We start from the raw sequence: 22,365 nt of genomic DNA, 5'->3' as shown, positions 1-22,365 counted from the left end.
TATTGTTTGTTTGTCTTCTATCACGAAACAATCAATTGTCATGCTCCTGCGTCTCTCCGGCCTCTTTGTTCTCGCTTCAGCTTCGATGGCCATCCAGGCGGCCAGTCCTGCCGACACGGGCCCATTGTCGATGCCGCGGTCCGGCGGCGGATGGGAGGCCCGCCAAGCGCCGGGCTTCTACCGCTTCCGCCTTGGCGCGTTCCGGATCACCGCGTTGTCGGACGGCACTGCGCCGCGCGACGTGTCAAAGATCATGAGCAATCCTTCGGCGGTGCGCGAGGCCTACGCGGCAGCCAATCTTGCCCTGCCGATCGAGATATCCGTCAACTGCTACCTCATCGATACCGGCGAACGCAATCTCCTGGTGGATACCGGTGCAGGGGAGTTGTTCGGGTCGCTCACCGGCCAGGTCGTCGCCAACCTTCGTGCGGCCGGCTATGAGCCCGGTGACATCGACGACGTGCTGCTTACACACATCCATGGTGACCATTCCGGGGGGCTTAGTATCGGCGGGCAGCGCGTATTCCCGAATGCGACGGTGCATGTGGACCAGCGGGATCCCGCACTTTGGCTCAGTGCCGCAGCGGAGGCAAAGGCATCGCCAGGAGCGCGCAACACATTCCGGCAATCGCATCAGACGGTTGACCCTTACGTTGCAGCAGGCCGGCTCAAGACCTTCGACGGCGCGACGCAGCTCTTTCCTGGCATCCGCGCGGTACCGCTTTATGGCCATACCCCCGGGATGAGTGGCTACTTCATCGAGAGCGAGGGGCAACGCCTGCTGCTGTGGGGCGACATCATCCACGCCAGCGAGGTGCAGTTCCGCGCCCCGGCGATCACTATCGACTACGACGTGGACCGGGCAGGCGCCACCGCGACGCGACTGCGCATACTTGCCGAGGCCTCCCGGGAGGGGTACTTGGTCGGGGGGGCACATTTGACATTCCCGGGAATTGGCCGTGTGCGCGCTGAGAAAACAGGCTTCAGTTGGGTGCCGGAGCCCTACAGCGTGACATTGGGAAAGTAGCGGCAGGCTTTGTGGCCCATTGACGAACAACCCCATCCGCTCCGCGGGAGCGCTCGGAACAACTCGTGTGAAGGAGGGAATTCGCTCTTTGTGACGGATGCACGCGTAGACAGTTAAGAGGCAGCCGGTGCGGTGACGAGCGTCCACGCCGGCCAACCGACGTCTTCCGACGCCAGCAGGCAGCGGGCCGTACCCGACCCGAAGCAGCTCCATGGGCTCAGCGCTGATGTGGCGTCCGTTCCCAAAGTGCACCGGTCACTCAGCGTTCTATGGCCGTGATGAGCAACAAAAAGCACCTTGACAGGTTCTCGCCGCGTTCGGTTCTTGATGCGCTGTGGAAGCACACGGCCGTACTAATCCCTTCCCATTCACATCCTTGGGCAGAACGCGACGAGGTGACAGTGGCAGAGCTAAGGGACCAGCCTATGGTGCGGCGCGAGTCGGGGTCGATGACGCAGAAGGCCATCGACGAAGCGCTCCGGCGGGCTGGCGTCAGGCCGCGCTTCACGCATGAGCTGGGCAGTCGCGAGGCACTGTGCGAGGCGGTCAGCGCGGGGCTTGGATGCGGCATCGTTTGGGATTCGGAGGCTCAGGCTTCAGAGCGGTTCCGGACCATCCGGTTACAGAGCGAGCCGATCCATAGCACTGACTACCTGTCGTGTTTAAAGAGCGAGCTGTCGCGGCAGGTGATTCAGGCTCTGTATCGGGTTGCGGGCGCGTTGCCTCGACAACTGGATGCCGGTTCACGGGAACGAAGAATTGAGACTTCCGCAGTTAACACCATGCAGCCTCTCTCGCCGCCATCAGCGAGGTGAAGAGAGGCCAGCAGGTGCAGAAGTCTGGTTAGACCGTAGCAGCCGTCAGAATGCCCCTTTGACAGTGCCGGAGAACGTCGGTAACTGGCCTCCGACTACAGCCAGTTAAAGAGAGGGGCGGGGGAGCGGCGCATCGCGGCCCGTTTCTACCTTCGGCTTCGCGCAATTCGTAGCGATGGCTTCACGCTGTTCGGAGGATTGTTGCGGAACGCGTTCTTCGTTTCGTCACCTATGCCGTCATAGAAGGCAATCAATTGCCGTGCGACCAGCATGCTGCCCGGGCCTATTCGCACACGCGCTCGTAACGAGCGTTCCGTCACCATGTGCCCGATCGTGAGGACCCAGCTAGAGGAAAGGTTGGACCGACGGCCATCGGCATCAGGTCAGAAGCCGTGAACGGCCTGGCGAAATAACAGTGGCGGTCGCTCGATTGCATCCCTCCGTCCTCCGAGAGAAGTTTCTCTTTGCCTGTTTCGCTTGATACGAGGTAGCGAAGAAATTAGTGGCGCTAAAATCAGAATTAAATACGAATAAATTCACAGAAAAGACCCGTTCGGGTGAATTAAATTTAATTTTTCTCAGACTTATCGCGCTGATAAAATTTCCGCTGCGGCGGGTCTCTTTTACTTTTGGTTTGGCTTTTTTTTGTGCGGGATATTTAAAATCCGCGTAGGGCGGGATGGCGGATGCATTGTTGAGGCGATGCGCTCTCGGGATAATAAGAATGATACGCGATATGAGAATTCGAGCCGCCGGGCCAGCGGATGTGGCGGCAATCACTGAGGTATTCCACGCGTGCGGTCTGATGGGCGGCGATATCGACCCCTCGTCCTCCTTCTACAGCCTGGCAGTGCAAGGAGAAAAGGTCATCGGTTGTGCCTGCGGTGAGGTGCATGAGGAGACGGTCATTATTCAAGCCGCCGCGGTGCTCGACGAATACAGGGGGCGCCAGGTTGCGACTCATCTGGTCAGAGCCATTTTGATGCGCGCCCGCGCTAATGGTTGCACTCGAGCTGCGGTGCTGACATCTGAGCATCCCGCGTTCTTTGCCCGCTTCGGGTTTACGCTCACCGCGTTGGACGACATGCCTCAGAAGATGAAGCTAACCACTGATTTCCTCCGGCGATTTGGTGCAAGGACACACTACATGTGCCGTCATCTCGACTGAGCGGGCGGAGGTGCCTGGAGTGGCAGCTAGTTCACAAGAGGCTCGACGTGACGGAAACTCAACCCGCGATGGTGAGAGGGAAAACTGATGAACCTTGATTTGCTTTGGAGGTGCAACGCGCCACATTGATGTCTTCTGCAGCCATCCTTCACACTGAACCGTGTTTGCGTTGCTGCGTTGCAACATACGATATGGGTTACTCTAAAATCAGTATTAAATATGATTTAATCTGATTCCGCAGCGGAACTGCTGCACCACTTGTGCGCCACTGCGCAGGACCGGATCGATGCCCCCGCCTCGCTCCGGTTTTTGTCCGCTCATAGAGCGTTTTCCTCTCCCAGGCGATGGGTGGCGGTAAGCCATCAGCGTTTCGCGTTGTGTGCGCTGGCTCGAAAGCCGCGCTGCTCTCCGAGTTAGTTCCGGGCTTGGGGTCAATCCGCACGTGCCGGTCCTCCCAACTTGGATTGTTATTTCTGCACGGCCATCTCACGGATGCTTGAATGTGGCGAGGTCGGTACTCGCAGCGGACTGGTCGGGCGCAAAGCACTCGCCGGCTTCTATCGTTACGTGGATGACAACAAGCAGGTCCTTGCCGTTGCCCGTCCCGTCGGCGCCTTGCCCCGGATCGTCCGCTCTTACCTTCCCGCTGATGGGCCCGCTTCACTCGCGGAGATCGTGAAGCCTCTACCTTCTCATCGCCGCCCACTACACTCGCCAGACGGGTTCCGCTAAGTTTAGTGTGGCCGAAGCCGTGAATTCCGAACTTGCTAGCGCGACGCCCAATTTCGCAGCGGATAACCCGCGCAAGATAGTGGACTTAGTCAACTCCCAACTCAGTGCTTCTGCGCGTGTTTGGTGTTCCGATGCATGCGATTGTCTTGTGCCTTTTCGTGGCTCGAGCCTTCCAGACTTCTCCGGTCCTCAGCACGCTGTTGGCCCTTGTCGCGGTCGCTGGAAAACGAGCCATTGGAATTTGTCATGGCCTCTTTGCTTGCGTGGCTAGGAGCCGCGCTACCGAAGTTGCCACCACCGCCTCCACCACCGCCACGCGCGGAAGCAGTAAGACTCAAGCCAAGCAGCAGACTTCCGACGGCAACTACCAGTGTTTTCTTGAACATCACGTCCCCTTACAAATGTCGAGAGTAATCTCACTCACCCCTAATATAGCCTGAGACGGGTTGGCGCCGCGTAACAAACGGTAAGGTAACCAGCGAATCCAAATCATGAAGTAGAACTATTGAAGATGAGAGCCTGGCAAATACTGAAATGGTCGAGTACTGGGCTAGCCACGGTCGGCGTCGTTGCTGCCGTGATGTTTGCGTGGTTAGCAGAGGGAAGGCTGTCTACGCCAGCCAATGTGCCGCGTGTCAGGCGGCAGAGAAGTAGTTCCAAATCCGGACGCGACAGACAAAGCGCTGGCAAACCTTGAGGGCCAGCCGAGCTGGCGAAGTCGCGGACCAAACGGACGACTGCCGGCACCGCCTCACGATGCGAGCGGCCATACCTGGCACCATCCCGACCAAGTACTGTTTTCTATTACCAAAAATGGACTGGTTCTCGACGAGACTGCGCCCTCTGGCTATGAAAGCGATATGCCTGCTTTCAAAGCTACCTTGTTGGACTCGGACATCGCCGCTGCGCTTGCCTATATCAAGAGCGCTTGGCCGGAAAGCCTGCAAGCCGCTCAACGAGAGGCAACCAGGGAATACAGGAGCCGATCGCTAAACTGGCAAGGAAGCGTCGACTGGGGCGGAACCTTGTCATATCTGTTTGTGCGGCTCACATAAGCCATTGCCAGAGACGCGTCCATGGAGATACTTTGATGCAAAACAAAACGAGGGAATCATGTGTAGGCGCATCGCACAGTTCAGCCCGTTTGCCATATGGGAAGCCGAACTGGGGGTCCAATGCGTCTACTCGGGCAGGCTACCCCAGCCAAGCGTGGTACTGCACGGCCACCAGGGCGACAAGCGCAATATTCCAGAGGGCTCTTTTCATAGCTATAGTCGGCATTGCTGAAATTTTCCTGGTTACTTGCTGGGTTTTTTCTTGTTGGGCTGGGAAATAGCGGCTGGAGGCTGGGCAATAAGCAGAGGCTGGGCCGCTGGGCTAGGCGTCGTTGCTGGCGTCTTTTCGGGGGCAGGCGCTTGGGGGAGTTGACCGTTCTCATAACCCGTTGAAACCGATTCCAGGTAGCCGGGTGGAAACTTCTGTTCCGTTGTTGCCGCCGGCTCGCCATGCGCGACAGCGCAGCATGTAAGGGCGCTTATGGCAATAACTTTCCGCCAAACTGTGCGCAGAAGGGGGGCGGTGAGCCTCATGGGCAACTCCTTATCAAGGGGAGGCGTCAGCCCCTAATTCGCTTACCAATTCAAGCTTGTGCTCAACTGTAAAGCGACAACGAGTTCTGGCGTTATGTCAGGTTGGGATGTGGAGTCGACCGTAGCTAGAGTCGTGCCAAGCCTGCTGTGAGGCCAGAAGCCGGCATGGACAGGCAGGCCAATTAAATTGAGTTGTATTAAAACGTTTCACTTTCAATATGTCGCAATCGGCACCGGCCTGCAATGGCTGACACCATGGCGACTAACCAGGAAGCCGGAAGTGGCCAATTTTCAGTAGGTTAGTACGAACGAAGAAATGCTGGCCATCGTTGTCCTTTCTCTAAATCCTGTTGCAAACCTGTGACAAAGGATTTTTTTTCAGAATAAATAAATCTTAATTTCACTGAGGTGAGCGTGTAATGAAATTAATTCTGTTTAAGCCAGATTTAAATGTTGCGAATGTGCGTTGGCGCCAAGATGACCCATTCGGGTGAGGGAAAACTAGAGTGTCCTATGGCATCTTGCTCGAGGTGGGACTTGACATCAATGGACATCGCCGTTTTATTCCAGCAGAAAGCGGGCGAACGGCCCGACGATAGACGATATAGGCGGTCGATCCATCCTCGACGGTGACTGAATCTACGCGCGGGCTTTCCGGGCAGCTCGGCGCTTATAGCGCTTAGTACAGTCCCAATTCCAGTGCTGGCTTCGAAACGGAGACGCTTGGCAGGCAATGCAGCTACTGCCAGCCTACGCTCAAGATTCATTCGAACGACCGCTTGCTGACTGGAACTGCCATGTGAATGTCTCAACGATGCATCGGACGAGCGTCCCATCATGGCCGAGAACGCCCTGAAGTAGGCAGACTTTCATCTGTTCTGCCATTCGATCGAAACTTCGACGCCAACGTATTGAACATCTGTGCGGAAGTGAACATACGACGGCGAAGCTTTTTCATACCGTCTTTAAGTAGGAAAGCGCGCGTCGCGCGGCAAAGCACCGGAGGCGATATTGGCATCACTACTTTATGGTGCCGGCTGGGGCGGCGGGCTGGTGTTTGCGATCGGATTATTCACCAGTATCTTGCTTGGCTTGGAACTGGGCCGGCTGGTGTGGCGATGGCAGGTTGCCTCCGGTCGGGAACCGGAAACAACGGGCGTCAGCGCAGTCGCCAGCGCGATATTTGCACTGCTTGGGCTATTGATCGCCTTCACCTTTTCCGGGGCGGCAAGCCGCTTTGATATGCGGCGTACGCTGATCGTCCAGGAAGCCAATGACATCGGCACGGCTTACTTGCGCCTGGATCTGCTGCCGCAACCGGCGCGCGGTGAGTTGCAGGAGATATTCCGGCAGTATCTGGATGCCCGGCTTGACGCCTATCGAGCCGTCCCCGACCGAAAACGCGTCGATGCAGCCCTGGCCCGTTCGGACGGACTGCGTGAGCGCCTCTGGACAAGATCCGTAACTGAGTCCCAGCGAACCACCAGTACGGCGGCCACGATGCTTCTGCTGCCAGCGCTCAATGCAGCGTTCGATACGGCATCGACCCGGCTCGCTGCCACGAAGGAACATCCGCCCACCGTCATATTTGGCATGCTTTTGGCGCTTTGCTGGATCGGGGCCCTGTTCGCGGGCTATGGCATGGCCAGCAACGGTCCGCGTAACTGGTTGCATGCGCTTTTCTTCGTGGCCACACTGGCCGGGACGCTCTATGTCATCGTCGACCTGGAGTTTCCGCGGTTGGGCCTGATCCGCGTTGATGCGTTTGACGAGGTGTTGCAGGACGTCCGCAATGGAATGCGATGATCGGGCCGGTGCAGCATGCCGCCGCCAGTGCCCAGACACGGGAGAGAGGCCAATGAGCGTGCTGTCGGCCATTGGAGGCGGAGGACCGTACCCGACCCACTACGGTCACTGGACCACGCGCTTCACTAACGGCGGATTCCTTGTGCGGATTCAACCGGTCGTCTGAATGGCACGGTCGGGGCAACCTCGCACGCCGCTTCGGTGAAGTACACAGAACGCCTGGCCCGGCCGCTCAATGTCTCCGGGCCGGAGTCCATCATGCTTAAAGTACGCAAGACCATCCACCTGCTGCAGCCGATCGAGCAGGCGACTGTAGAAGAGGGGCGCTCCATCTTCATCTGAGCGGTGCGGACCATGCAGCGTCAACTTCTGGCAGCGGGCACCAGCTTCTCGAACCTCGTTGATGATGTGCGCCAGGAGCTCGCCGCGTGCTACCTATCTAACAAACGCTATCCAATAGGTAGGATGGCCACGCTGCTGGGATATTCGCGCCCATCTTCGTTTACGCAGTGGGTTAGTGACCTGCCGGGCGGCGGAGACTGCAGTGGCCTCTAAGCGCGTGGCGGCCGCCGCGGAGCGAGGGCGCGCCGGTCGTCGCCCAAATCCATGGCGTGCTGCGCTCTAGAATGCTGCGCTGAGCTGAGCGGCGTCAGAGGTGTGACAACGCCAGCTTCGCCGGCAGTCCGAGGAACACAAGTCCGGCGAACCTCACCAACCCAAAAGTTGTGATCTTCTTCCTGGCGTTCCTGCCGCAGTTCGTCGTGGCAGGGCAAGGCAGCGTGGCGCTGCAAGTCCTGCTGCTCGGCATCGTTGGCGTCGTCCCACGCCATACCGTGGACGATGACTTCCGCACCGTACTGCCGGATCAATGCCTTTGCGCGCGCTGTGGTGGATTCGGGTACCACCACCGTTACCGGGATCGACAGGCGGCTTCCGGCGTAAGCCACGGCGATTCCCGCATTGCCGCCCGATGACGAGAGAACAGCAGCTTGCCCTGTCGCATATATGTCTCGCAGGCGACACCGATGCCACGCAGCTTGAACGATCCGGACGGCTGCAGCGATTCCAGCTTGAGCCAGACAGTACGTCCGGCCGCTGCGCTCAGCGATGGCGAGGCCAGCAGCGGGGTCTCGACGTGTAGTGCCATGTCAGTTTCCAAGCTTGCAGGTCAGGAAGTCGTCGATGTACGCGGCCGGTATCGAGCAGGTGGACTGGGAGCAGGCGTAGTCCTGCCCCAGCCATCACGCGATCTCGACTACCACCTTGGCGCGCGCGGTGCCTGCGGTGACGAGTTCGTATGCCTGCTCCGCCTGGGCCAGCGTGAAGCGGCGCGGATCGACCACCGGCCGCAACAGCCCGCTTTCCACCAGCCGCGTGGCCTCGCTCATTATCTCGCCGTGATGGGCGCGCAGCTTGCCGGTGAGCAGCGGATACAGTGTGAACACGCCCGAGTAGGTGGCTTCGCGGAATGACAGCGGGGCCAGGGCATGCGTTCCCCAGCCCAGCGCGCTCACCACGTGGCCGAAGTGCTTCACCGCAGTGAACGAGGCATCCAGCGTCGGGCCGCCGACCGTGTCGACGACCAGCTCGAAGCCTTCACCCTGCGTGTGCGCGGCGACATACGCTTCGACAGGCTGCGCGCGGTAGTCAATGGGCGTTGCGCCGAGCTTGCCCACCAGGTCAAGATCCTTCTCACTGGCCGTGGCAAACACTGTGGCGCCCAGCGCGCGTGCCAGTTGCACCGCGATGTGGCCCACGCCGCCAGCGCCGCCTTGCACGAGCACGGTCTGGCCGGTCTGGAGATGCGCCCGATCGACGATACCGGCATAGGCCGTGATAAAAGCCAGCGGCAGGGCAGCGGCCTCGCGCATCGACAGATTCGACGGCTTGCGGGCCAGCAGGTTGGCGTCGACGGCGGCGTACTGCGCGAGCGAACCCTGCAGGCCGCCCACGCCGCCGGTCATGCCGTAGACTTCATCGCCAGGGTGAAAAGCGGTAACGCCTGCACCGACTGCTTCCACCGTGCCGGCCATGTCAATGCCAAGCACGAGTGGTAGCGGATGCCGCGCATGCGCGGCGGCGCCCGCCCGGATCTTGGTGTCGAGCGGATTGAGGCCGCTCGCAGCGATGCGTACAAGTACCTGCCCAGGGCCAGGGGTGGGCCGGGGCTGTGTGGTTGGTTCGAGGGGGCCGTTGTAGTGGTTCAGCACCAGGGCCTGCATGGACATCGTCACCTCCTGTGTTTCCTTTCGGTCGTCACGCCTGGCAATCTTGCATTCCGCGTGTCGTTGGACTCATGATGGTTCATGCGCAATCGCATGAAAACCAATAATCCTGAATGGTGGCTAGTCATAGATGCATGACCATGGACTCGAATGGAGCGATGTGCGCATCTTCCTCGCCATCGCGCGGGCCGGGACGCTCGGCGGCGCGGCCCGGGTGATCGGCCAGACACAACCGACCATGGGCCGGCGCCTGAGGGCGCTGGAGGAGGCGGTTGGGCAGGCCTTGTTCCACCGCACCAGTGACGGCTTTGTGCTGACCGACGAAGGCAGCGCCGTCCTGGTCTACGCCGAGCGCATGGAGGAGGAAGCACTGGGCCTCTCCCGAACGCTGGCCGGACAGGGCAACGCGCTGACAGGCTCGTTGCGTGTCACGTCGTCCGACTGGTTCGGCATGCATGTGCTGACCCCGGTCTTTGCCCGCTTCCTCAGGCAGCATCCGGATGTGTCGCTGGAGCTGGTGACGGATTCCCGCCAATACAGTCTGGCGCGCCGCGAAGCCGACCTGGCATTTCGCATCATGCCGTTCGAGGAGCCCGACGTCATCCAGCGCAAGCTGATGCACATGAACTACGCGCTGTACGGGCACCGGGATCTCGTGGCGCCTCGCGCCGGCGATGGCGAGGGTGTAGCGCTCATCAGCATGGACACTGCCTTCGGCACGCTGCCCGACGTGGAATGGGTCGGGCGAATGCTGCCCAGGGCACGCATCGTTTATCGCAGTAACAACCGTGGCGTGCAGGCGCGCATGTGCGCCGAGGGCGGTGGCTTCGCAGTGCTGCCGTGTGCGCTGGGAGATGCCACGCGGGACCTCCGGCGCATCGATCTGGGCGAAGCGCCGCCGGGGCGCGATGTCTGGTTTGGCCTTCACCGCGACCTGCGCCGGCTGGCACGCTTGCGGGCGTTAGTGGACCTGACGGTGGCGTGCCTGGGAGAGCGATAGGTGCGCCGCGCGCGCTCCGTCAGACGGCATCGCGCATCTTGGTTCGCAATGCCCGCTGCTGGCGCCGATACGCTCCCGGCCCCACGCCGAATTGTCCGCTGAAGGCGCGCCCGAACGCAGCCTGGGAGGCGTAGCCGCATCGCTCGGCGACGGCGGCGGCCGAGAGGTTGTCTTGCTGCAGCAGGCGCGCCGCGCGCTCCATGCGTAGCGTCGTCACGAGTTCCAGCGGTGTAATGCCGCCCAGTTGTGTGAAGCGCCGCGCGAGCGTGGCGCGAGAGACGTTGGCGGACTGCGCCAGGCTTTCGATTGTCCACGGCCTTTCCGGTGAGCCCACGACGGCATCCACCGCCTTCGCCATGCGCGTGTCAGCCAGCAGGGCGAGCACCCCCCGTGTCACCGTACCGCGCGAAATCAGCGTCCGGAGCAGCACCGTAAAGAGCGCGGTCGACAGGTCGGCAATGATGGCCGCACCGCCCGGCCGAGGCGTTTCGGCTTCCGCATGCATCATGCCGATCAGCCCGCGCAGCCAGCCAGCGTCATGCCCGCCCTCGCCGGGGGATGGCCCGGCCGTAGGCACGCACAGCATCTCCGGCAGTGCGCGCAGCAGGATTCCGGCGCCGCCGCCCAGAGCAAAGGTGCCGCAGAGAATGTCGAGTGGCGCGTCGGCCCCCGGCACGGTGATTTCCGTGACCACGCCGTTGAAGCGCTGCGATGCCGTTCCGCGCGGCGGCCCGCTTCGCCTGGTGCGTTGCGCGCTGGCCAGCGTGTGCGCAGCGCCGCGCGGAAAGAGCAGGACATCGCCTGCGCTCACTGGCAAGACGTCCTTGCCGATTGTCACGTCGGCACGCCCGTCGAGGATCACGTGATATGGCATGTGGCCCGCTGGGGCCTGCGCGTTGTGCGCGGACCACGCGCCGGCCACGCGGCAATGCAGGTCCACGGTGCCGGATGGCGACAGCAGCCGCACCAGCTCGCTGAGACTGTCCATGGGGTTTCCCTCGTGGCTGAGACGATAGAGCCAAAACGTGAGCTGATTCTAGCTCTTTCGAATCTGCCGGGGGCCTACCATGAAGTCAAGGGAAGCAGTGCTTGCCTTCACTGACAGGAAACCGGAGAACCATCATGACCACTCGTCTGCATACCATCCCCGTCCAGGACGCCACCGGCCAGACCGCCGAGCTGTTCGGCGCCATCCGCAAGGCAATCGGCAAGGTGCCGAATGCTTATGCGACCATCGGCAGCAATGCCCCTGCTGTGCTTGCCAATGCGCTGCAGACAGGGCAGATCTTGAAGAATGGCGCTCTGTCGGCGCGTGAGCTGGAGGCGATTAACCTGGCCGTCAGCGAGCACACCGGCTGTGACTATTGCGTGGCTGCACACACGCTCATGGGCAAGTTGGCAGGATACAGCGGGCAGCAGATGCGCCAGTTGCGGGAGGGGAGCTACCCCGATGACGTCAAGATCGATGCGCTGGTGCGCTTCGTGCTGGAACTCGTCAGTACCCGTGGTACGGTGCCGGCGGAGAGCGTGCAGGCTGTGCGCGCCGCCGGCTACACGGATGGCCAGATCGTCGAGATCATCCAGGCCATGAGTGCCATCCTGTTCACCAACATGGTCAACCGCGTGAACGACACGGCCCTGGATTTCCCGGCGGTGGCCTGACACGCTCTCCCGGCGGGCGCCTTGAATGGGCAGCGCCGCCGGGGGCGAGGCCGGCTCGGGCCCGGACATAGCCGTGCAGCGGTCAGGTATCTCTGGCACGAACAGGGTTTCGGGATTCTTCCGTTTCGCTCGAAGATCATTTAAGCCATTTGATTACACGTCGAAGCGGCAAATCTCGGCAGTCTTTCGGCAGCGGGCCGCAAGCTCGGCCTGTCACCGGCTACGGCCAGCGTCAAGCTCGAGTCTGCGCTGCGCACGCAATTGTTCGAGCGTACGTCGCGCAAGTTGCGGCTGACCAATGAGGGCCGGATCTACCTTGCGATTGCCAGCACGCACCTCAGACGCTTGAAGACGCGCTTGCCACGCTTCATGCAGGCACCCACAGGTTAGCGGACGCGTGCGCGTTTCCGCAACGTCGGACTTCGGGCGCAATATGCTGAGGCGCTGGCTGGACGAATTCAATGAAGACCATCCGAACGTCAGCATCGCGCTAGTTTTGTCCGACTCGATCCTGCATCTGCTCTACGACGATATCGACATCGCGATCCGGTTTGGCGTGGCTGCCGACAGCCGGCACTTTGATCGCGAAACGCCTTGCCGATAACCGGCGAGCACTGTGCGCCTCGCCTCGATATATACAGCAGTTCGGTGTTCCCGTTCATCCTGTCGGAGCACAGGTCCCTACCGCTGTCGTCGGCCTCGTGGCCAACGAATGGCACTTCGCTCACGACGGGGAAACAGTGCAATTTTTCGCGCCGGTTGCGAGCTCCCGCGAGACGAACGACGGTGCACTGGCAAGGGGTGGGGTGTGGAAGGAGGCGGCATTTCCGATCTGCGCGATGGGCGGCTCGAACTGCTGCTGCCGGAATGGCGTTGTCCGGACTTGCCCTTGAATGCCCTGTTTCAACGCAATCGATACATGGCGCCGCGTGTGCGTGTGCTGCTCCATTTTCTGGGTGAACGCATAGCGCTGGCTTTTGCAGAACTGGAGCCGGGTGCACACGTTCGCTGCTGGCTGCATCTACGTGCCCGGCTCTTGCCTAGGCGAACGTGACTCCGGGATGCCTCCATGTCATTCATTTTTGTTTGAGCGCCATGCAATAACGTAAATTTACAGGCAGGCGTGCATGAACAATCATGATCCGTGCGACCCGCAGTCCAACCCGGCACAGATGTCACGTCAGGTGGACCGTGCTCAGGTCGCCCTTGAGTGTGTTCATGTAGTGAAGGAAGGAGACCTTGTCATCAAAACGAAGGTTGATCACCGCCTGGCGGTAAAACTCGTGGATCTTCGGCTGCAGCTCTTCCCAGAACTGCCTTCCTTTGCTGGTCAGGACCACGCGTCGTGCGCGGCGGTCTTCATCGCTGGTCACGCGCGAGACGTGTTCTTCGCGCTCGAGCCGTTTTAGCACGCCATCGAGGTTCTGGCGGCTCACCACCAGATACTCGGCCAGTTCGGAGAAGGACATGCCGTGCGTGGCCTTCGGCCGCGACAGTGCTCCCATCACGGCCCACTGCACACCACTGATCCCCAGTTCGTTGGCGGTCTGGCGATGCAGGATGTTGCCCACCTGAAAAAGTCGGAAGAACAGCCGGTTGGTGACATCCAGTCCGGACTGGTCAGGACGCTCTTCTGCGCTTGCGGATTTCATCTGCTTCCCTTTGCTTCGAATCTTGTTGGCTTCCATGAGACATGAAATCGACTGGACGCCAGATGATACCTTGCCGTCGCCGCAGCGCCGCATTGACCCGGTGCAGGAGCTTTTCTATTGTGCCTTAACATCAATGTATTGACATAGACGCCGCAAGCGGCACTGGCCTGACTAGGTAAATTCCCGTTGTTTCCCAAAATATTTATATCAAGACCTTGTCATATATGAGATTGAGCACCTAGACTTCCGAACACCACAACACACGGTCTTGGAGGCAAGCAAACCATGGATCAGTACCCACGCCTGATGGCTCCCCTCAGCGTTGCAGGCATCACCCTCAGGAACCGCATCGTGATGGGCGCGATGCACACCCGGCTGGAAACCTTGGACAGGCCACATGAAAGGCTGGCCGCGTTCTACGGCGCACGCGCCAGGGGCGAAGCCGGCCTGATTCTGACCGGCGGGTATGCTCCCAATCCCGCGGGAGTTTTCGAACCTGGCGCGCCGCTACTATGCGAACGCAGTCAATTGGCGGAGCACCGTGCGATCACGGAGGCGGTGCATGCAGCAGGCGGGCACATTGCGCTGCAGATCGTCCATGCAGGTCGCTACGCCAAGCACCATCTTTGCGTGGGGCCGTCTGCCGAGCGGGCGCGGATCAACCCGATTGCGCCACGCGAGCTCACGACGGAGGAGGTCTGGCAAACCATTGAGGACTTTGCCAATACCGCGGAGCTTGCGTGGGAGGGTGGCTACGACGGCGTCGAGATCATGGGGTCGGAGGGGTACCTCATCAACCAGTTCACGGCGCCGTTCACGAATCAACGAACCGATGAGTTCGGCGGCAGCTTCGAGGCGCGCATCCGCTTTCCGCTGGAAGTCCTGAAGGCCATTCGCCGTCGTGTAGTGGACCGCTTTCTGGTGGTCTACCGGATTTCCGCCGTTGACCTGATCGAGGGCGGGATGACCGGCGCGGAGGTGGCCGAGCTGGCGCGGCGCGTGGAGGCCAACGGCGCGGACATCATCAATACCGGGGTGGGCTGGCACGAGTCGGCGGTGCCGACGATTGCCGCGTCCGTACCGCGCTCGGCGTGGGCGTATGCGATCGAGAATGTGAAGCGGGCAGTTGACATCCCCGTGATCGCATCGAACCGGATCAATACGCCGGACGGCGCCGAGGCGCTGCTGTCATCAGGCTGTGCCGATATGGTTTCCATGGCCAGGCCATTGCTCGCGGACCCCGATTTTGCCAGGAAGACCCGCGTTGGAAAGGCGGCCGAGATCAACACCTGCATCGCTTGCAACCAGGCCTGCCTGGACCGCATCTTCACAGATCGCACCGCCACCTGTCTGGTGAATCCGCGCGCAGGCAGAGAGATCGAGTTCATGCCAAAGCCACCCGAAGGGACGAAGCGGATCGCGGTGGTCGGTGGCGGCCCTGCTGGCATGTCGTTTGCCATCAATGCAAGCGAGCGCGGTCATCGGGTCACGCTGTTCGAGGCCGGCAATGAACTCGGCGGTCAGCTCAACATGGCGCGCGTCGTGCCGGGCAAGAATGAATTCAACGAGATGCTGCGGTATTTCCGTACCAGGCTCGACGGCCTTGGTGTGACGGTGCATCTGGGACGCTTCGTGAAAGCCGGCGAACTGCTGGAAGCTGGATTCGACACAATCGTGATTGCGACGGGCGTGCGTCCGCGCTCACCTGGCTTTCCAGGAGTGGATCATCCCAAGGTCCTTTCATACGTCGATGTGCTCGCCCGCGGCGCTGCCGTCGGGCAGCGGGTGGCCATCATCGGCGCAGGCGGTATCGGCTTCGATGTGGCCGAGTTCCTGCTCGGCGATGCGGAAGAGTCACTGGATCCCTCCAGCTTCCTTGCCACATGGGGTGTCGATCCGTCGCTGTCCACGTCAGGCGGCCTGAGCGAATCGGCCGAAACTGCTGCCCCCGCACATGCGCGCAGGGAGGTACACATGTTCCAGCGCAAGCCCGAAGCGCTGGGCAAGCGTCTGGGCAAGTCGACCGGCTGGATTCTCAAGTCCAGGCTGAAGCGGGCCAACGTTGCGATGGCGAGCGGAGCGGTCTACGAACGCGTGGACGATGACGGCCTGCACTACACGATAGACGGCAAGACGCACGTTCTGCAGGTCGACAACGTCATCCTCTGCGCCGGCCAGGAGTCCGAACGCGGGCTCTACGAAGCGCTTCGGTCGAGTGGCGCAAATGTCCACGTAATCGGAGGTGCGGATGTGGCCAGCGAGCTGGATGCGCTGCGCGCGATTGATCAGGCAACGCGGCTCGCCATGACCGTATGAAGGCGCGCGGCCCTATCGGGCCGCAAGAACAGCCATACCACCGAGATGCAGGACTTCCTGGAGACACTTCATGGTGACAAAATTTGATCTGGGGCTCGATCAGCGCGCGGCAAACTACCAGCCGCTGACGCCGCTCCATTTCCTGAATCGGGCCGAGGATGTATACCCGCATCGGATTGCCATTATCCATGGCGACCGCTCATACACGTGGAAGGAATATGCCGGACGCTGCCGCAAGCTGGCTGGCGCGTTGATCGATCACGGCATCGAACGTGGCGATACGGTTGCCATCCTGGCGCCCAACACGCCAGCCATGCTCGAAGCGCAGTTTGGTGTGCCGATGGCAGGCGCCGTGCTGAACTGCATCAACATTCGCCTTGATGCCGCGGCCGTCAGCTTCATTCTCCGGCATTCCGAGACCCGCCTGCTGTTTGTCGATCAACAGTTCGCCGAGGTTGCGCGCGCGGCCATCGCCGTGCTTGGCGAGCCGATCACCGTTGTGGATATCACGGACCCGGAGGTGGCGGGCAGCCGGCCGGTTGGGCATATCGAGTATGAGTCGTTCCTCGCCAGCGCGCCGGACACGCCGGATATTCGCCTGCCGCTGAGCGAATGGGACGCGATTGCGCTCAACTACACGTCGGGAACCACTGGCAATCCGAAGGGTGTCGTGTATCACCACCGGGGCGCATATCTCAATGCGCTGGGGCAACTTGTCAATGCCGAGCTGAGCGGCGACGCACCCGTCTACCTGTGGACCTTGCCGCTGTTCCACTGCAATGGCTGGTGCTATGCCTGGGCGCTCGCCGCGGTCGGCGCGACACAGATCTGTCTGCGCAAGGTGAGCGGAGCCACAATCTATGACGCGATAGCCAACCACGACGTCACGCATTTCTGCTGCGCCCCGACAGTCCTTTCCTTCCTGATCGAGAGTGTGCCGCCGTCGTGGGTGCCGCCGGCCAGGCCGATCCGTGTGCTGTCGGGAGGAGCATCACCGCCGCCGGCGGTCTTTCGCAGGCTGATCGAGCTCGGCTTCCGCGTGCAGCATGTCTATGGCATGACCGAGATGCACGGGGTTGCCACGATCTGCCAAAGCCAAGAGGCATGGCAGGCGCTGCCGGAAGAAGAGCATCTGGTTCACCTTACCCGGCAAGGGGTCAGAACTGTCGTCATGAACGAAATGATGGTGGCGGATCCCAAAACGCTATCGCCGGTTTCGCGGGATGGCAGTGCGATGGGGGAAATCCTGCTCAGGGGCAACCTGGCGATGAAAGGCTATTTCAAGAATGCCTCTGCAACAGAGGAGGCGTTCGCAGGTGGGTGGTACCACACCGGAGATCTCGCTGTGGTTCATGCCGACGGATATATCGAAATCAAGGATCGCTCAAAGGACATCATCATCTCGGGGGGAGAAAACATTTCCTCGGTAGAGGTCGAGGACGTCCTTTACGAGCATCCGGCCGTAGCAGGCGCGGCTGTAGTTGCGGTGCCGGATCCACGTTGGGGAGAGGTGCCATGCGCCATCGTCGAACTCAAGGCGGATCTCGCGGGGGGCGTCAATGCCAGTGAAATCATCAGCTTCTGTCGCGCCAGACTGCCTGGCTTCAAGGCGCCGCAGCACGTGATCTTTGACAGTCTGGCGAGAACCGCCACGGGAAAACTTCAGAAATTCAAGCTACGCGAGTCCGCGTTACAGCACCTGGTGGGCAACGGTGCGATCGGGCCCGATTCAGGTACGACGGAGTAAGGGAATGCGAGATCTCGACAACAAAGTGGTGGTGGTTACAGGCGCGGCTGGCGGAATCGGTACTGCAATTTGTCGGCGCTTCGTCGATGCCGGGGCCAGGGTGGTAGCGGTAGACAAGGATGAGGATGCGCTGCAACGGCTTGCCGAGGCACTCCGGCCTCTCAACGCCCAACTGGCATTGCTCCCGCTCGATATTACCAACCACGAGCGGGTCGTCAGCCGGATCGGTTCGATCGCGGAGAGCCTGGGCGGTATCGATGCTCTGGTCAACAATGCGGGATGGGATCTGCCGGTGCAATTCCTTGAGAGTTCGCCGGAATTCTGGAACAAGGTCATCGCCATCAATCTGGTCGGTCCTTTGAACCTTCACCATGCCGTGCTGCCGCACATGATATCGAGAGGAGGGGGCATGGTGGTCAATATCGCCTCGGATGCCGGCCGCGTGGGATCTTCGGGGGAGGCCGTCTATTCCGCATGCAAGGGCGGGATCATCGCTTTCACGAAGACGATTGCCCGCGAATGTGCCAATCACAATATCCGTGTCAATACGGTCTGTCCGGGGCCCACGGACACCGCGCTTCTGCAGTCATTTGGCGGCGATGGCGAATATGGGAAGAAGCTCTATGAAGGGCTGAAGCGCGCGATCCCATTGAAGCGTCTGGGCAAGCCGGAAGACGTTGCCGGAATCGTCGTCTTTCTCTCCAGCCCGGAAGCCGGGTTCATCACTGGCCAGACCATTAGCGTATCTGGCGGTCTCACCATGCACGGTTAAGCATCATGACCCAATACACCGACATTTTGTTCGACAGGAAGGACGGCGTTGCACGCATCACGATCAATCGTCCCGAGCGTTATAACGCATTCCGGGGGCATACCTGCGAGGAGTTGATCGATGCGTTCAACACGGCGGGATGGGATCCTTCCATTGGCGTGATTGTCCTGACCGGCGCGGGAGACAAGGCCTTCTGTACGGGCGGAGATCAATCGGCGCATGATGGCAAGTATGACGGCAGGGGCGTGGTGGGGCTGCCCGTGGAGGAGTTGCAGGGCGTGATCCGCGAAGTACCGAAGCCCGTCATTGCGCGTGTCAATGGCTATGCAATCGGCGGCGGCAACGTACTGGTGACGTGCTGCGATCTTGCCATCGCATCGGACACCGCGATCTTCGGGCAAGTGGGGCCGAAGGTCGGTTCGGTCGACCCGGGCTTCGGCACGGCATTCCTGTCGAGAGTCGTCGGAGAAAAAAAGGCGCGGGAGATCTGGTTCCTGTGTCGCCGCTATCCGGCAAAACAGGCGCTGGAGATGGGACTGGTGAACCGGGTGGTTGATCCTGCGGAACTCGATGCGGAAGTGGCTATCTGGTGCAACGAGATCCTGGGCATGAGCCCGACCGCGATTGCCATCGCCAAGCGATCCTTCAATGCCGATTCCGATTCGATCCGGGGCATTGGCGGGCTCGGCATGCAGGCCCTGGCGCTCTATTATCAGACCGCCGAATCGCGCGAGGGCGTGTCTGCATTCCTTGAGAAGCGCCGGCCGCAGTTCCGGGGCATTGTGAACGGCCACGAGGGCGACGCGTAAGAAGGGGATGGAATCATGCCGATAAACCTGCACTACGACGATTATCTTGCTGTCATCACCATCGACAGGCAGGAAAGCCTCAATGCCCTGAGCCTTTCGCTAATACAGGAACTTGGACTGGCGATCGATGAGGTCGCGAGGTCGCCCGCCAGGGCGCTTGCGCTGGTCGGCGCGGGAAACAAGGCATTCTGTGCGGGCGCCGATGTCGAGGGCCTGCTTGACCGAGATTTCTGGGCCGAGCGCGAAGGGATTCGACTAGGACAGGATACCTTCGCAAAGCTTGACCGCCTGCGTGTCCCCTCCATCGCGGTGCTGCACGGCTATGCGCTCGGTGGTGGTCTGGAACTTGCCATGTCATGTACTTTCCGGGTGGCGACCACAAGCGGAAAGTTTGGCCTGCCGGAGGTCAGGCTGGGGCTATTGCCTGGATACGGAGGCACGCAGAGACTTCCGCGGCTGGTCGGAGAGTCGCGTGCGCTGGAGTTGATCATGACAGGCCGAATGATCGATGCGCGCGAGGCCAGGGAAATCGGACTGGTCAATGACGTCGTGGAAGACGGTGATGCGGTTGCCATTGCAAAGGTCTTTGCCGATCGCTTCGTTCGCCATAGCCAATGCGCTTCCCTGCTGGCCCGGACTGCCGTTCAACGTGCCCTGGACCTGCCGCTGGCGGAGGGGCTGCGTATGGAAGCGGACCTCATTATGCAGGCATTCCAGACCGACGATGCGCATGAGGGGATCCGCGCCTTTCTTGGCAAACGGCCTGCTGGTTTCACCGATCGGTGAGCCCTGCCATCCGCTCCACGCGCCACCAAGGCGATTTGGTAGTGTTCAGAGGGGTTTTTCGGCAGGGTAGTCTGGCAGCATGCACAACCCGCCCCTCGATTTCAATAACGATATCCTCCTGTTGGACGTGGCGTCAGGATCGAGTTGTCGAGCTCGACCCTGAGGCCGGTCTGAAGACCGTCATTCGATATTGACCGTGACGCCGAGCCGTGAGGCATCCTCAATTGCCGAGAGCAGTCGATGCCGGCGCAGAGCATACGAGAAGTCGGGAACCGTGTGCGCGCCTGTGGCGAGGTCGTGGCCGATGGCAATGTACTCGTGTATGACGTTCGCCGCCATGCCCGTCCTTAGCGCTTCCGGTATCTAGCCGGCGCCAATGGGGAAGCCGCAGCGCCGTCCGCGCTCCAGACCGTTGCACCGGACCCAAAGTCCTTCGCTGGGAGATTCACGGTACACGTGGCGATTTGGTCATCACTTCGTCGAACGGCAACCTGTGCGGCTAGTGCCCAGCCAGGACTGAGCGGGCTGGCGCCGATGATGCCGACGCCGATCGTACCGGGTCGGCGCGCCTTCGAATCAGGGTTTGTCATGGGAGGGTCTTGGCTATTCAACCCGTTCTAGGGTAGTCAGTCTAGAAATAGCGCCCATAGTTCAGATCAATTATTTGCTCGATCGTCTCACTGATTGATCCGAAGCCGGGATCCACATGATCAGCGGCTTTGCAGGCACTGCCGCACGGATGGCCAGCACCGGACTTCCACTTGCCAGCCTGTTGCTCGTGCTGATAATTGTCTGACTCTACGTTGCGAAACTGGAACCGTCTCGGATCGTCCAGGAAGGGGCATCCAAGGTATGCGTCTGGCAAGCTCCGGTCAGTCCCCGCGCGCACCATGTTCACGCAGGGACTCCATCCAACGGGTACGTGTCCTCTCGTTGGCAAAGGCGAGCCCATACAGGTTCTCGCGGATTGGCTTGATCCCGGCGAAGCTCAGCATGCTTCGCTCGAAGCCGCGAACTCCGTATGCGCCGAAGTACCAGCGATACAGCAGCGCCGGCATTCCCATGGTCACGACGACGCGTGCCGAGCGGCCGGCGAGCAGTCGTCCGGGGAAACTTTTCTTCTCGTAGTCCATGGCAAAGCCGGGCCGGAAGATGTGTTCGAGAAAACCCTTGAACAGCGCCGGCATGGTTCCGTGCCACAGCGGAAACAGAAAGACCCAATGCTCTGCCCAGTGCATGTCCTCCCTTGGCTGCTCCAACGCGGGAGGCAATGTGCCAGTCTCGAACTCAGCTTGCGTGCGAAGCAGCGGGAAGTCGAGCTTGGCCACCTCGACGCGCCGTACGACGTGTCCCGCCGTGGTCGCGCCTTGAGCGTAGGCGTCAGCCAGCGCATGCAGCAAGTGATGGCCCGATGGGTCTGGATGCCCCTGGATGATCACGATGCGCTTGGACATGCTGCGGGGAAGCTGTTGGGGAGACTGGCGGTACAAGGCACTAAGGAAATATGCCCCAGACAGGTGATGATATGACAGAAGCACTGGCACGCGGAGTGATACGTCTGGCCGGCATAATTTCATTGCCGCCGATTGGAGTGTGGGCGCTAGGGCTCCTCGGCGTAGGCCCCAGGCTGGCTGAAGGCCAAATTTTCACCTCCGCGGCCGGCCTTCTTCTTTGGCTTTCCAGCGAAATTGCCTGGCACTCTGGTGAGAAGTGATGTCGGTCCAGGCGTCAAAACCAACAGCGGTTTGTCCAAGGCGCATGGGGCTATGCTACCCCTTGAGGCGACGAAGGCAAGTAGGCCTTCGATGCGATGCGCGAGTGACCGGTAACTGGCGAAAAGGCGACAAGCTAATGTTAGCCTCGCGCCCGAGGTGAGTGACGCATCATGGCCGGCTTCAGCCCTCGCCACCATCGAAGGGCATCAAGTCGGCTGTGCGGTGGACCTTCGAACTCCATGAAACGAGATGCGTTCCCGCAATGCCTTAGCGATTGGGGATCCAGATTTGCAACCTGCTCACCATTGCGCAGTGCGAAACGTATCGCTCCCACTGGCAGGTGATCGAGCGAATCGCACCAGCGACGGTTACGGGGCAACATAGCGTGCCGGGCGGGGATTGGTTGCCAGCACGAAGTTGAGGGCAACGGCACCGAGGATGGAGAGAGCCCCGCGCGGCCACGGGCGCCCTCTGCTGACCCATTCCGGGCATTTGGCTGAATCACGGCGAGCGACCTTGACGGCCAAGGAGGCGCCACCTGAGC

General features: G+C 60.8%; 22 protein-coding genes and 2 pseudogenes. 15 read left to right on the top strand and 9 right to left on the bottom strand.

Annotation, left to right across the window (positions count from 1 at the left end):
- The first annotated feature begins 40 nt into the window (after nucleotides 1-40).
- Nucleotides 41-1,027 (top strand): MBL fold metallo-hydrolase, encoded by a 987-nt coding sequence (locus ACIGJG_RS32870; protein ID WP_011295887.1) that lies wholly within the window; start codon nucleotides 41-43, stop codon nucleotides 1,025-1,027.
- Nucleotides 1,028-1,296: 269 nt separating this feature from the next.
- Nucleotides 1,297-1,842 carry a LysR substrate-binding domain-containing protein gene (locus tag ACIGJG_RS32865; protein ID WP_483674172.1) on the top strand — a complete coding sequence of 182 codons (546 nt, stop codon included), beginning with the start codon at nucleotides 1,297-1,299 and terminating at the stop codon, nucleotides 1,840-1,842.
- Nucleotides 1,843-2,220: 378 nt separating this feature from the next.
- Here ACIGJG_RS32865 and ACIGJG_RS32860 read toward each other — a convergent pair whose 3' ends face one another.
- Nucleotides 2,221-2,622: a hypothetical protein gene (locus tag ACIGJG_RS32860; protein ID WP_483674171.1), complete on the bottom strand. Its 402-nt coding sequence runs from the start codon at nucleotides 2,620-2,622 to the stop codon at nucleotides 2,221-2,223.
- 25 nt (nucleotides 2,623-2,647) lie between these two features.
- Here ACIGJG_RS32860 and ACIGJG_RS32855 point away from each other — a divergent pair, with 25 nt between their 5' ends.
- Nucleotides 2,648-3,010, top strand: a complete 363-nt coding sequence (locus ACIGJG_RS32855; RefSeq protein WP_483674170.1) for a GNAT family N-acetyltransferase — start codon at nucleotides 2,648-2,650, stop codon at nucleotides 3,008-3,010.
- 833 nt (nucleotides 3,011-3,843) lie between these two features.
- Here ACIGJG_RS32855 and ACIGJG_RS32850 read toward each other — a convergent pair.
- On the bottom strand, nucleotides 3,844-4,128 hold the full coding sequence (locus tag ACIGJG_RS32850) for a hypothetical protein (RefSeq protein WP_140953291.1): 285 nt from the start codon (nucleotides 4,126-4,128) through the stop codon (nucleotides 3,844-3,846).
- Between the two features lie 2,214 nt (nucleotides 4,129-6,342).
- On the opposite strand from ACIGJG_RS32850, the gene ACIGJG_RS32845 reads away from it, so the two are divergent.
- From ACIGJG_RS32845 to ACIGJG_RS32835, 3 genes and pseudogenes are all read left to right on the top strand, one after another.
- A complete protein-coding gene (locus ACIGJG_RS32845) occupies nucleotides 6,343-7,137 on the top strand; it encodes a bestrophin-like domain (protein ID WP_483674169.1) in 795 nt (264 codons plus the stop codon).
- 201 nt (nucleotides 7,138-7,338) lie between these two features.
- Nucleotides 7,339-7,479: a hypothetical protein gene (locus ACIGJG_RS32840; protein ID WP_166487197.1), complete on the top strand. Its 141-nt coding sequence runs from the start codon at nucleotides 7,339-7,341 to the stop codon at nucleotides 7,477-7,479.
- 362 nt (nucleotides 7,480-7,841) lie between these two features.
- Nucleotides 7,842-7,949: pseudogene (locus ACIGJG_RS32835) on the top strand (LysE family translocator); the annotation flags it as partial.
- A gap of 30 nt (nucleotides 7,950-7,979) precedes the next feature.
- On the opposite strand, the pseudogene ACIGJG_RS32830 reads toward ACIGJG_RS32835, so the two are convergent.
- Nucleotides 7,980-8,284 (bottom strand): annotated as a pseudogene (locus tag ACIGJG_RS32830) (pyridoxal-phosphate dependent enzyme); the annotation flags it as partial.
- Nucleotides 8,285-8,378: 94 nt separating this feature from the next.
- Nucleotides 8,379-9,365 carry a zinc-dependent alcohol dehydrogenase family protein gene (locus ACIGJG_RS32825; protein WP_041680742.1) on the bottom strand — a complete coding sequence of 329 codons (987 nt, stop codon included), beginning with the start codon at nucleotides 9,363-9,365 and terminating at the stop codon, nucleotides 8,379-8,381.
- A 127-nt stretch (nucleotides 9,366-9,492) separates the two neighbouring features.
- Between ACIGJG_RS32825 and ACIGJG_RS32820 the strand changes: the two genes are divergently transcribed.
- Complete coding sequence (locus tag ACIGJG_RS32820; protein ID WP_011295881.1) at nucleotides 9,493-10,362, top strand: LysR family transcriptional regulator; 870 nt, start codon at nucleotides 9,493-9,495, stop codon at nucleotides 10,360-10,362.
- Between the two features lie 19 nt (nucleotides 10,363-10,381).
- Here the strand turns inward: ACIGJG_RS32820 and ACIGJG_RS32815 are convergent, their stop codons facing one another.
- The gene (locus ACIGJG_RS32815; protein ID WP_011295880.1) at nucleotides 10,382-11,350 is read right to left on the bottom strand and encodes an AraC family transcriptional regulator; all 969 of its coding nucleotides are present in this window, start codon (nucleotides 11,348-11,350) and stop codon (nucleotides 10,382-10,384) included.
- Between the two features lie 134 nt (nucleotides 11,351-11,484).
- On the opposite strand from ACIGJG_RS32815, the gene ACIGJG_RS32810 reads away from it, so the two are divergent.
- From ACIGJG_RS32810 to ACIGJG_RS32800, 3 genes are all read left to right on the top strand, one after another.
- Complete coding sequence (locus tag ACIGJG_RS32810) at nucleotides 11,485-12,024, top strand: carboxymuconolactone decarboxylase family protein (protein WP_011295879.1); 540 nt, start codon at nucleotides 11,485-11,487, stop codon at nucleotides 12,022-12,024.
- Nucleotides 12,025-12,234: 210 nt separating this feature from the next.
- Nucleotides 12,235-12,414 carry a hypothetical protein gene (locus ACIGJG_RS32805; protein WP_308813433.1) on the top strand — a complete coding sequence of 60 codons (180 nt, stop codon included), beginning with the start codon at nucleotides 12,235-12,237 and terminating at the stop codon, nucleotides 12,412-12,414.
- A gap of 7 nt (nucleotides 12,415-12,421) precedes the next feature.
- On the top strand, nucleotides 12,422-12,628 hold the full coding sequence (locus tag ACIGJG_RS32800) for a LysR substrate-binding domain-containing protein (RefSeq protein WP_483674166.1): 207 nt from the start codon (nucleotides 12,422-12,424) through the stop codon (nucleotides 12,626-12,628).
- A gap of 120 nt (nucleotides 12,629-12,748) precedes the next feature.
- On the opposite strand, the gene ACIGJG_RS32795 is transcribed toward ACIGJG_RS32800, so the two are convergent.
- Both ACIGJG_RS32795 and ACIGJG_RS32790 read right to left on the bottom strand, forming a co-directional pair.
- Nucleotides 12,749-13,045: a hypothetical protein gene (locus ACIGJG_RS32795; RefSeq protein WP_483674164.1), complete on the bottom strand. Its 297-nt coding sequence runs from the start codon at nucleotides 13,043-13,045 to the stop codon at nucleotides 12,749-12,751.
- Nucleotides 13,046-13,199: 154 nt separating this feature from the next.
- Nucleotides 13,200-13,676, bottom strand: coding sequence for a MarR family winged helix-turn-helix transcriptional regulator (locus tag ACIGJG_RS32790; protein ID WP_011295878.1), 477 nt, complete (start codon nucleotides 13,674-13,676; stop codon nucleotides 13,200-13,202).
- Between the two features lie 285 nt (nucleotides 13,677-13,961).
- Between ACIGJG_RS32790 and ACIGJG_RS32785 the strand changes: the two genes are divergently transcribed.
- The 5 genes from ACIGJG_RS32785 to ACIGJG_RS32765 all read left to right on the top strand — a co-directional run bounded on the left by ACIGJG_RS32785 (nucleotide 13,962) and on the right by ACIGJG_RS32765 (nucleotide 20,106).
- The gene (locus ACIGJG_RS32785; RefSeq protein WP_483674162.1) at nucleotides 13,962-15,992 is read left to right on the top strand and encodes a 2,4-dienoyl-CoA reductase FMN-binding domain-containing protein; all 2,031 of its coding nucleotides are present in this window, start codon (nucleotides 13,962-13,964) and stop codon (nucleotides 15,990-15,992) included.
- 70 nt (nucleotides 15,993-16,062) lie between these two features.
- A complete protein-coding gene (locus ACIGJG_RS32780) occupies nucleotides 16,063-17,739 on the top strand; it encodes an AMP-binding protein (RefSeq protein WP_483674160.1) in 1,677 nt (558 codons plus the stop codon).
- A gap of 4 nt (nucleotides 17,740-17,743) precedes the next feature.
- Nucleotides 17,744-18,511 carry an SDR family NAD(P)-dependent oxidoreductase gene (locus ACIGJG_RS32775; protein WP_011295875.1) on the top strand — a complete coding sequence of 256 codons (768 nt, stop codon included), beginning with the start codon at nucleotides 17,744-17,746 and terminating at the stop codon, nucleotides 18,509-18,511.
- 5 nt (nucleotides 18,512-18,516) lie between these two features.
- Entirely contained in the window at nucleotides 18,517-19,320 is an 804-nt protein-coding gene (locus ACIGJG_RS32770; protein ID WP_011295874.1) for an enoyl-CoA hydratase-related protein, read from the top strand.
- Nucleotides 19,321-19,335: 15 nt separating this feature from the next.
- Nucleotides 19,336-20,106, top strand: coding sequence for an enoyl-CoA hydratase/isomerase family protein (locus ACIGJG_RS32765; protein ID WP_140953289.1), 771 nt, complete (start codon nucleotides 19,336-19,338; stop codon nucleotides 20,104-20,106).
- A 180-nt stretch (nucleotides 20,107-20,286) separates the two neighbouring features.
- On the opposite strand, the gene ACIGJG_RS32760 is transcribed toward ACIGJG_RS32765, so the two are convergent.
- On the bottom strand, nucleotides 20,287-20,445 hold the full coding sequence (locus ACIGJG_RS32760; RefSeq protein ID WP_166487196.1) for a hypothetical protein: 159 nt from the start codon (nucleotides 20,443-20,445) through the stop codon (nucleotides 20,287-20,289).
- A 533-nt stretch (nucleotides 20,446-20,978) separates the two neighbouring features.
- Nucleotides 20,979-21,560: an NAD(P)H-dependent oxidoreductase gene (locus ACIGJG_RS32755; protein ID WP_483674158.1), complete on the bottom strand. Its 582-nt coding sequence runs from the start codon at nucleotides 21,558-21,560 to the stop codon at nucleotides 20,979-20,981.
- Nucleotides 21,561-22,365 lie beyond the last annotated feature (805 nt).

This window comes from Cupriavidus sp. C1SS-2L, from assembly GCF_057073735.1.
Note: the sequence above shows the minus strand (reverse complement) of the source record. Positions and strands in the feature narration are given on the sequence as shown.

Coding starts and splice junctions, on each gene's coding strand:
- ACIGJG_RS32870 (WP_011295887.1), top strand. CDS start 41: ATGCTCCTGCGTCTCTCCGGCCTCTTTGTTCTCGCTTCAGCTTCGATG.
- ACIGJG_RS32865 (WP_483674172.1), top strand. CDS start 1,297: ATGGCCGTGATGAGCAACAAAAAGCACCTTGACAGGTTCTCGCCGCGT.
- ACIGJG_RS32855 (WP_483674170.1), top strand. CDS start 2,648: ATGGGCGGCGATATCGACCCCTCGTCCTCCTTCTACAGCCTGGCAGTG.
- ACIGJG_RS32850 (WP_140953291.1), bottom strand. CDS start 4,128: ATGTTCAAGAAAACACTGGTAGTTGCCGTCGGAAGTCTGCTGCTTGGC.
- ACIGJG_RS32825 (WP_041680742.1), bottom strand. CDS start 9,365: ATGTCCATGCAGGCCCTGGTGCTGAACCACTACAACGGCCCCCTCGAA.
- ACIGJG_RS32820 (WP_011295881.1), top strand. CDS start 9,493: ATGCATGACCATGGACTCGAATGGAGCGATGTGCGCATCTTCCTCGCC.
- ACIGJG_RS32815 (WP_011295880.1), bottom strand. CDS start 11,350: ATGGACAGTCTCAGCGAGCTGGTGCGGCTGCTGTCGCCATCCGGCACC.
- ACIGJG_RS32810 (WP_011295879.1), top strand. CDS start 11,485: ATGACCACTCGTCTGCATACCATCCCCGTCCAGGACGCCACCGGCCAG.
- ACIGJG_RS32795 (WP_483674164.1), bottom strand. CDS start 13,045: ATGCAGCCAGCAGCGAACGTGTGCACCCGGCTCCAGTTCTGCAAAAGC.
- ACIGJG_RS32790 (WP_011295878.1), bottom strand. CDS start 13,676: ATGAAATCCGCAAGCGCAGAAGAGCGTCCTGACCAGTCCGGACTGGAT.
- ACIGJG_RS32785 (WP_483674162.1), top strand. CDS start 13,962: ATGGATCAGTACCCACGCCTGATGGCTCCCCTCAGCGTTGCAGGCATC.
- ACIGJG_RS32780 (WP_483674160.1), top strand. CDS start 16,063: ATGGTGACAAAATTTGATCTGGGGCTCGATCAGCGCGCGGCAAACTAC.
- ACIGJG_RS32775 (WP_011295875.1), top strand. CDS start 17,744: ATGCGAGATCTCGACAACAAAGTGGTGGTGGTTACAGGCGCGGCTGGC.
- ACIGJG_RS32770 (WP_011295874.1), top strand. CDS start 18,517: ATGACCCAATACACCGACATTTTGTTCGACAGGAAGGACGGCGTTGCA.
- ACIGJG_RS32765 (WP_140953289.1), top strand. CDS start 19,336: ATGCCGATAAACCTGCACTACGACGATTATCTTGCTGTCATCACCATC.
- ACIGJG_RS32760 (WP_166487196.1), bottom strand. CDS start 20,445: ATGGCGGCGAACGTCATACACGAGTACATTGCCATCGGCCACGACCTC.
- ACIGJG_RS32755 (WP_483674158.1), bottom strand. CDS start 21,560: ATGTCCAAGCGCATCGTGATCATCCAGGGGCATCCAGACCCATCGGGC.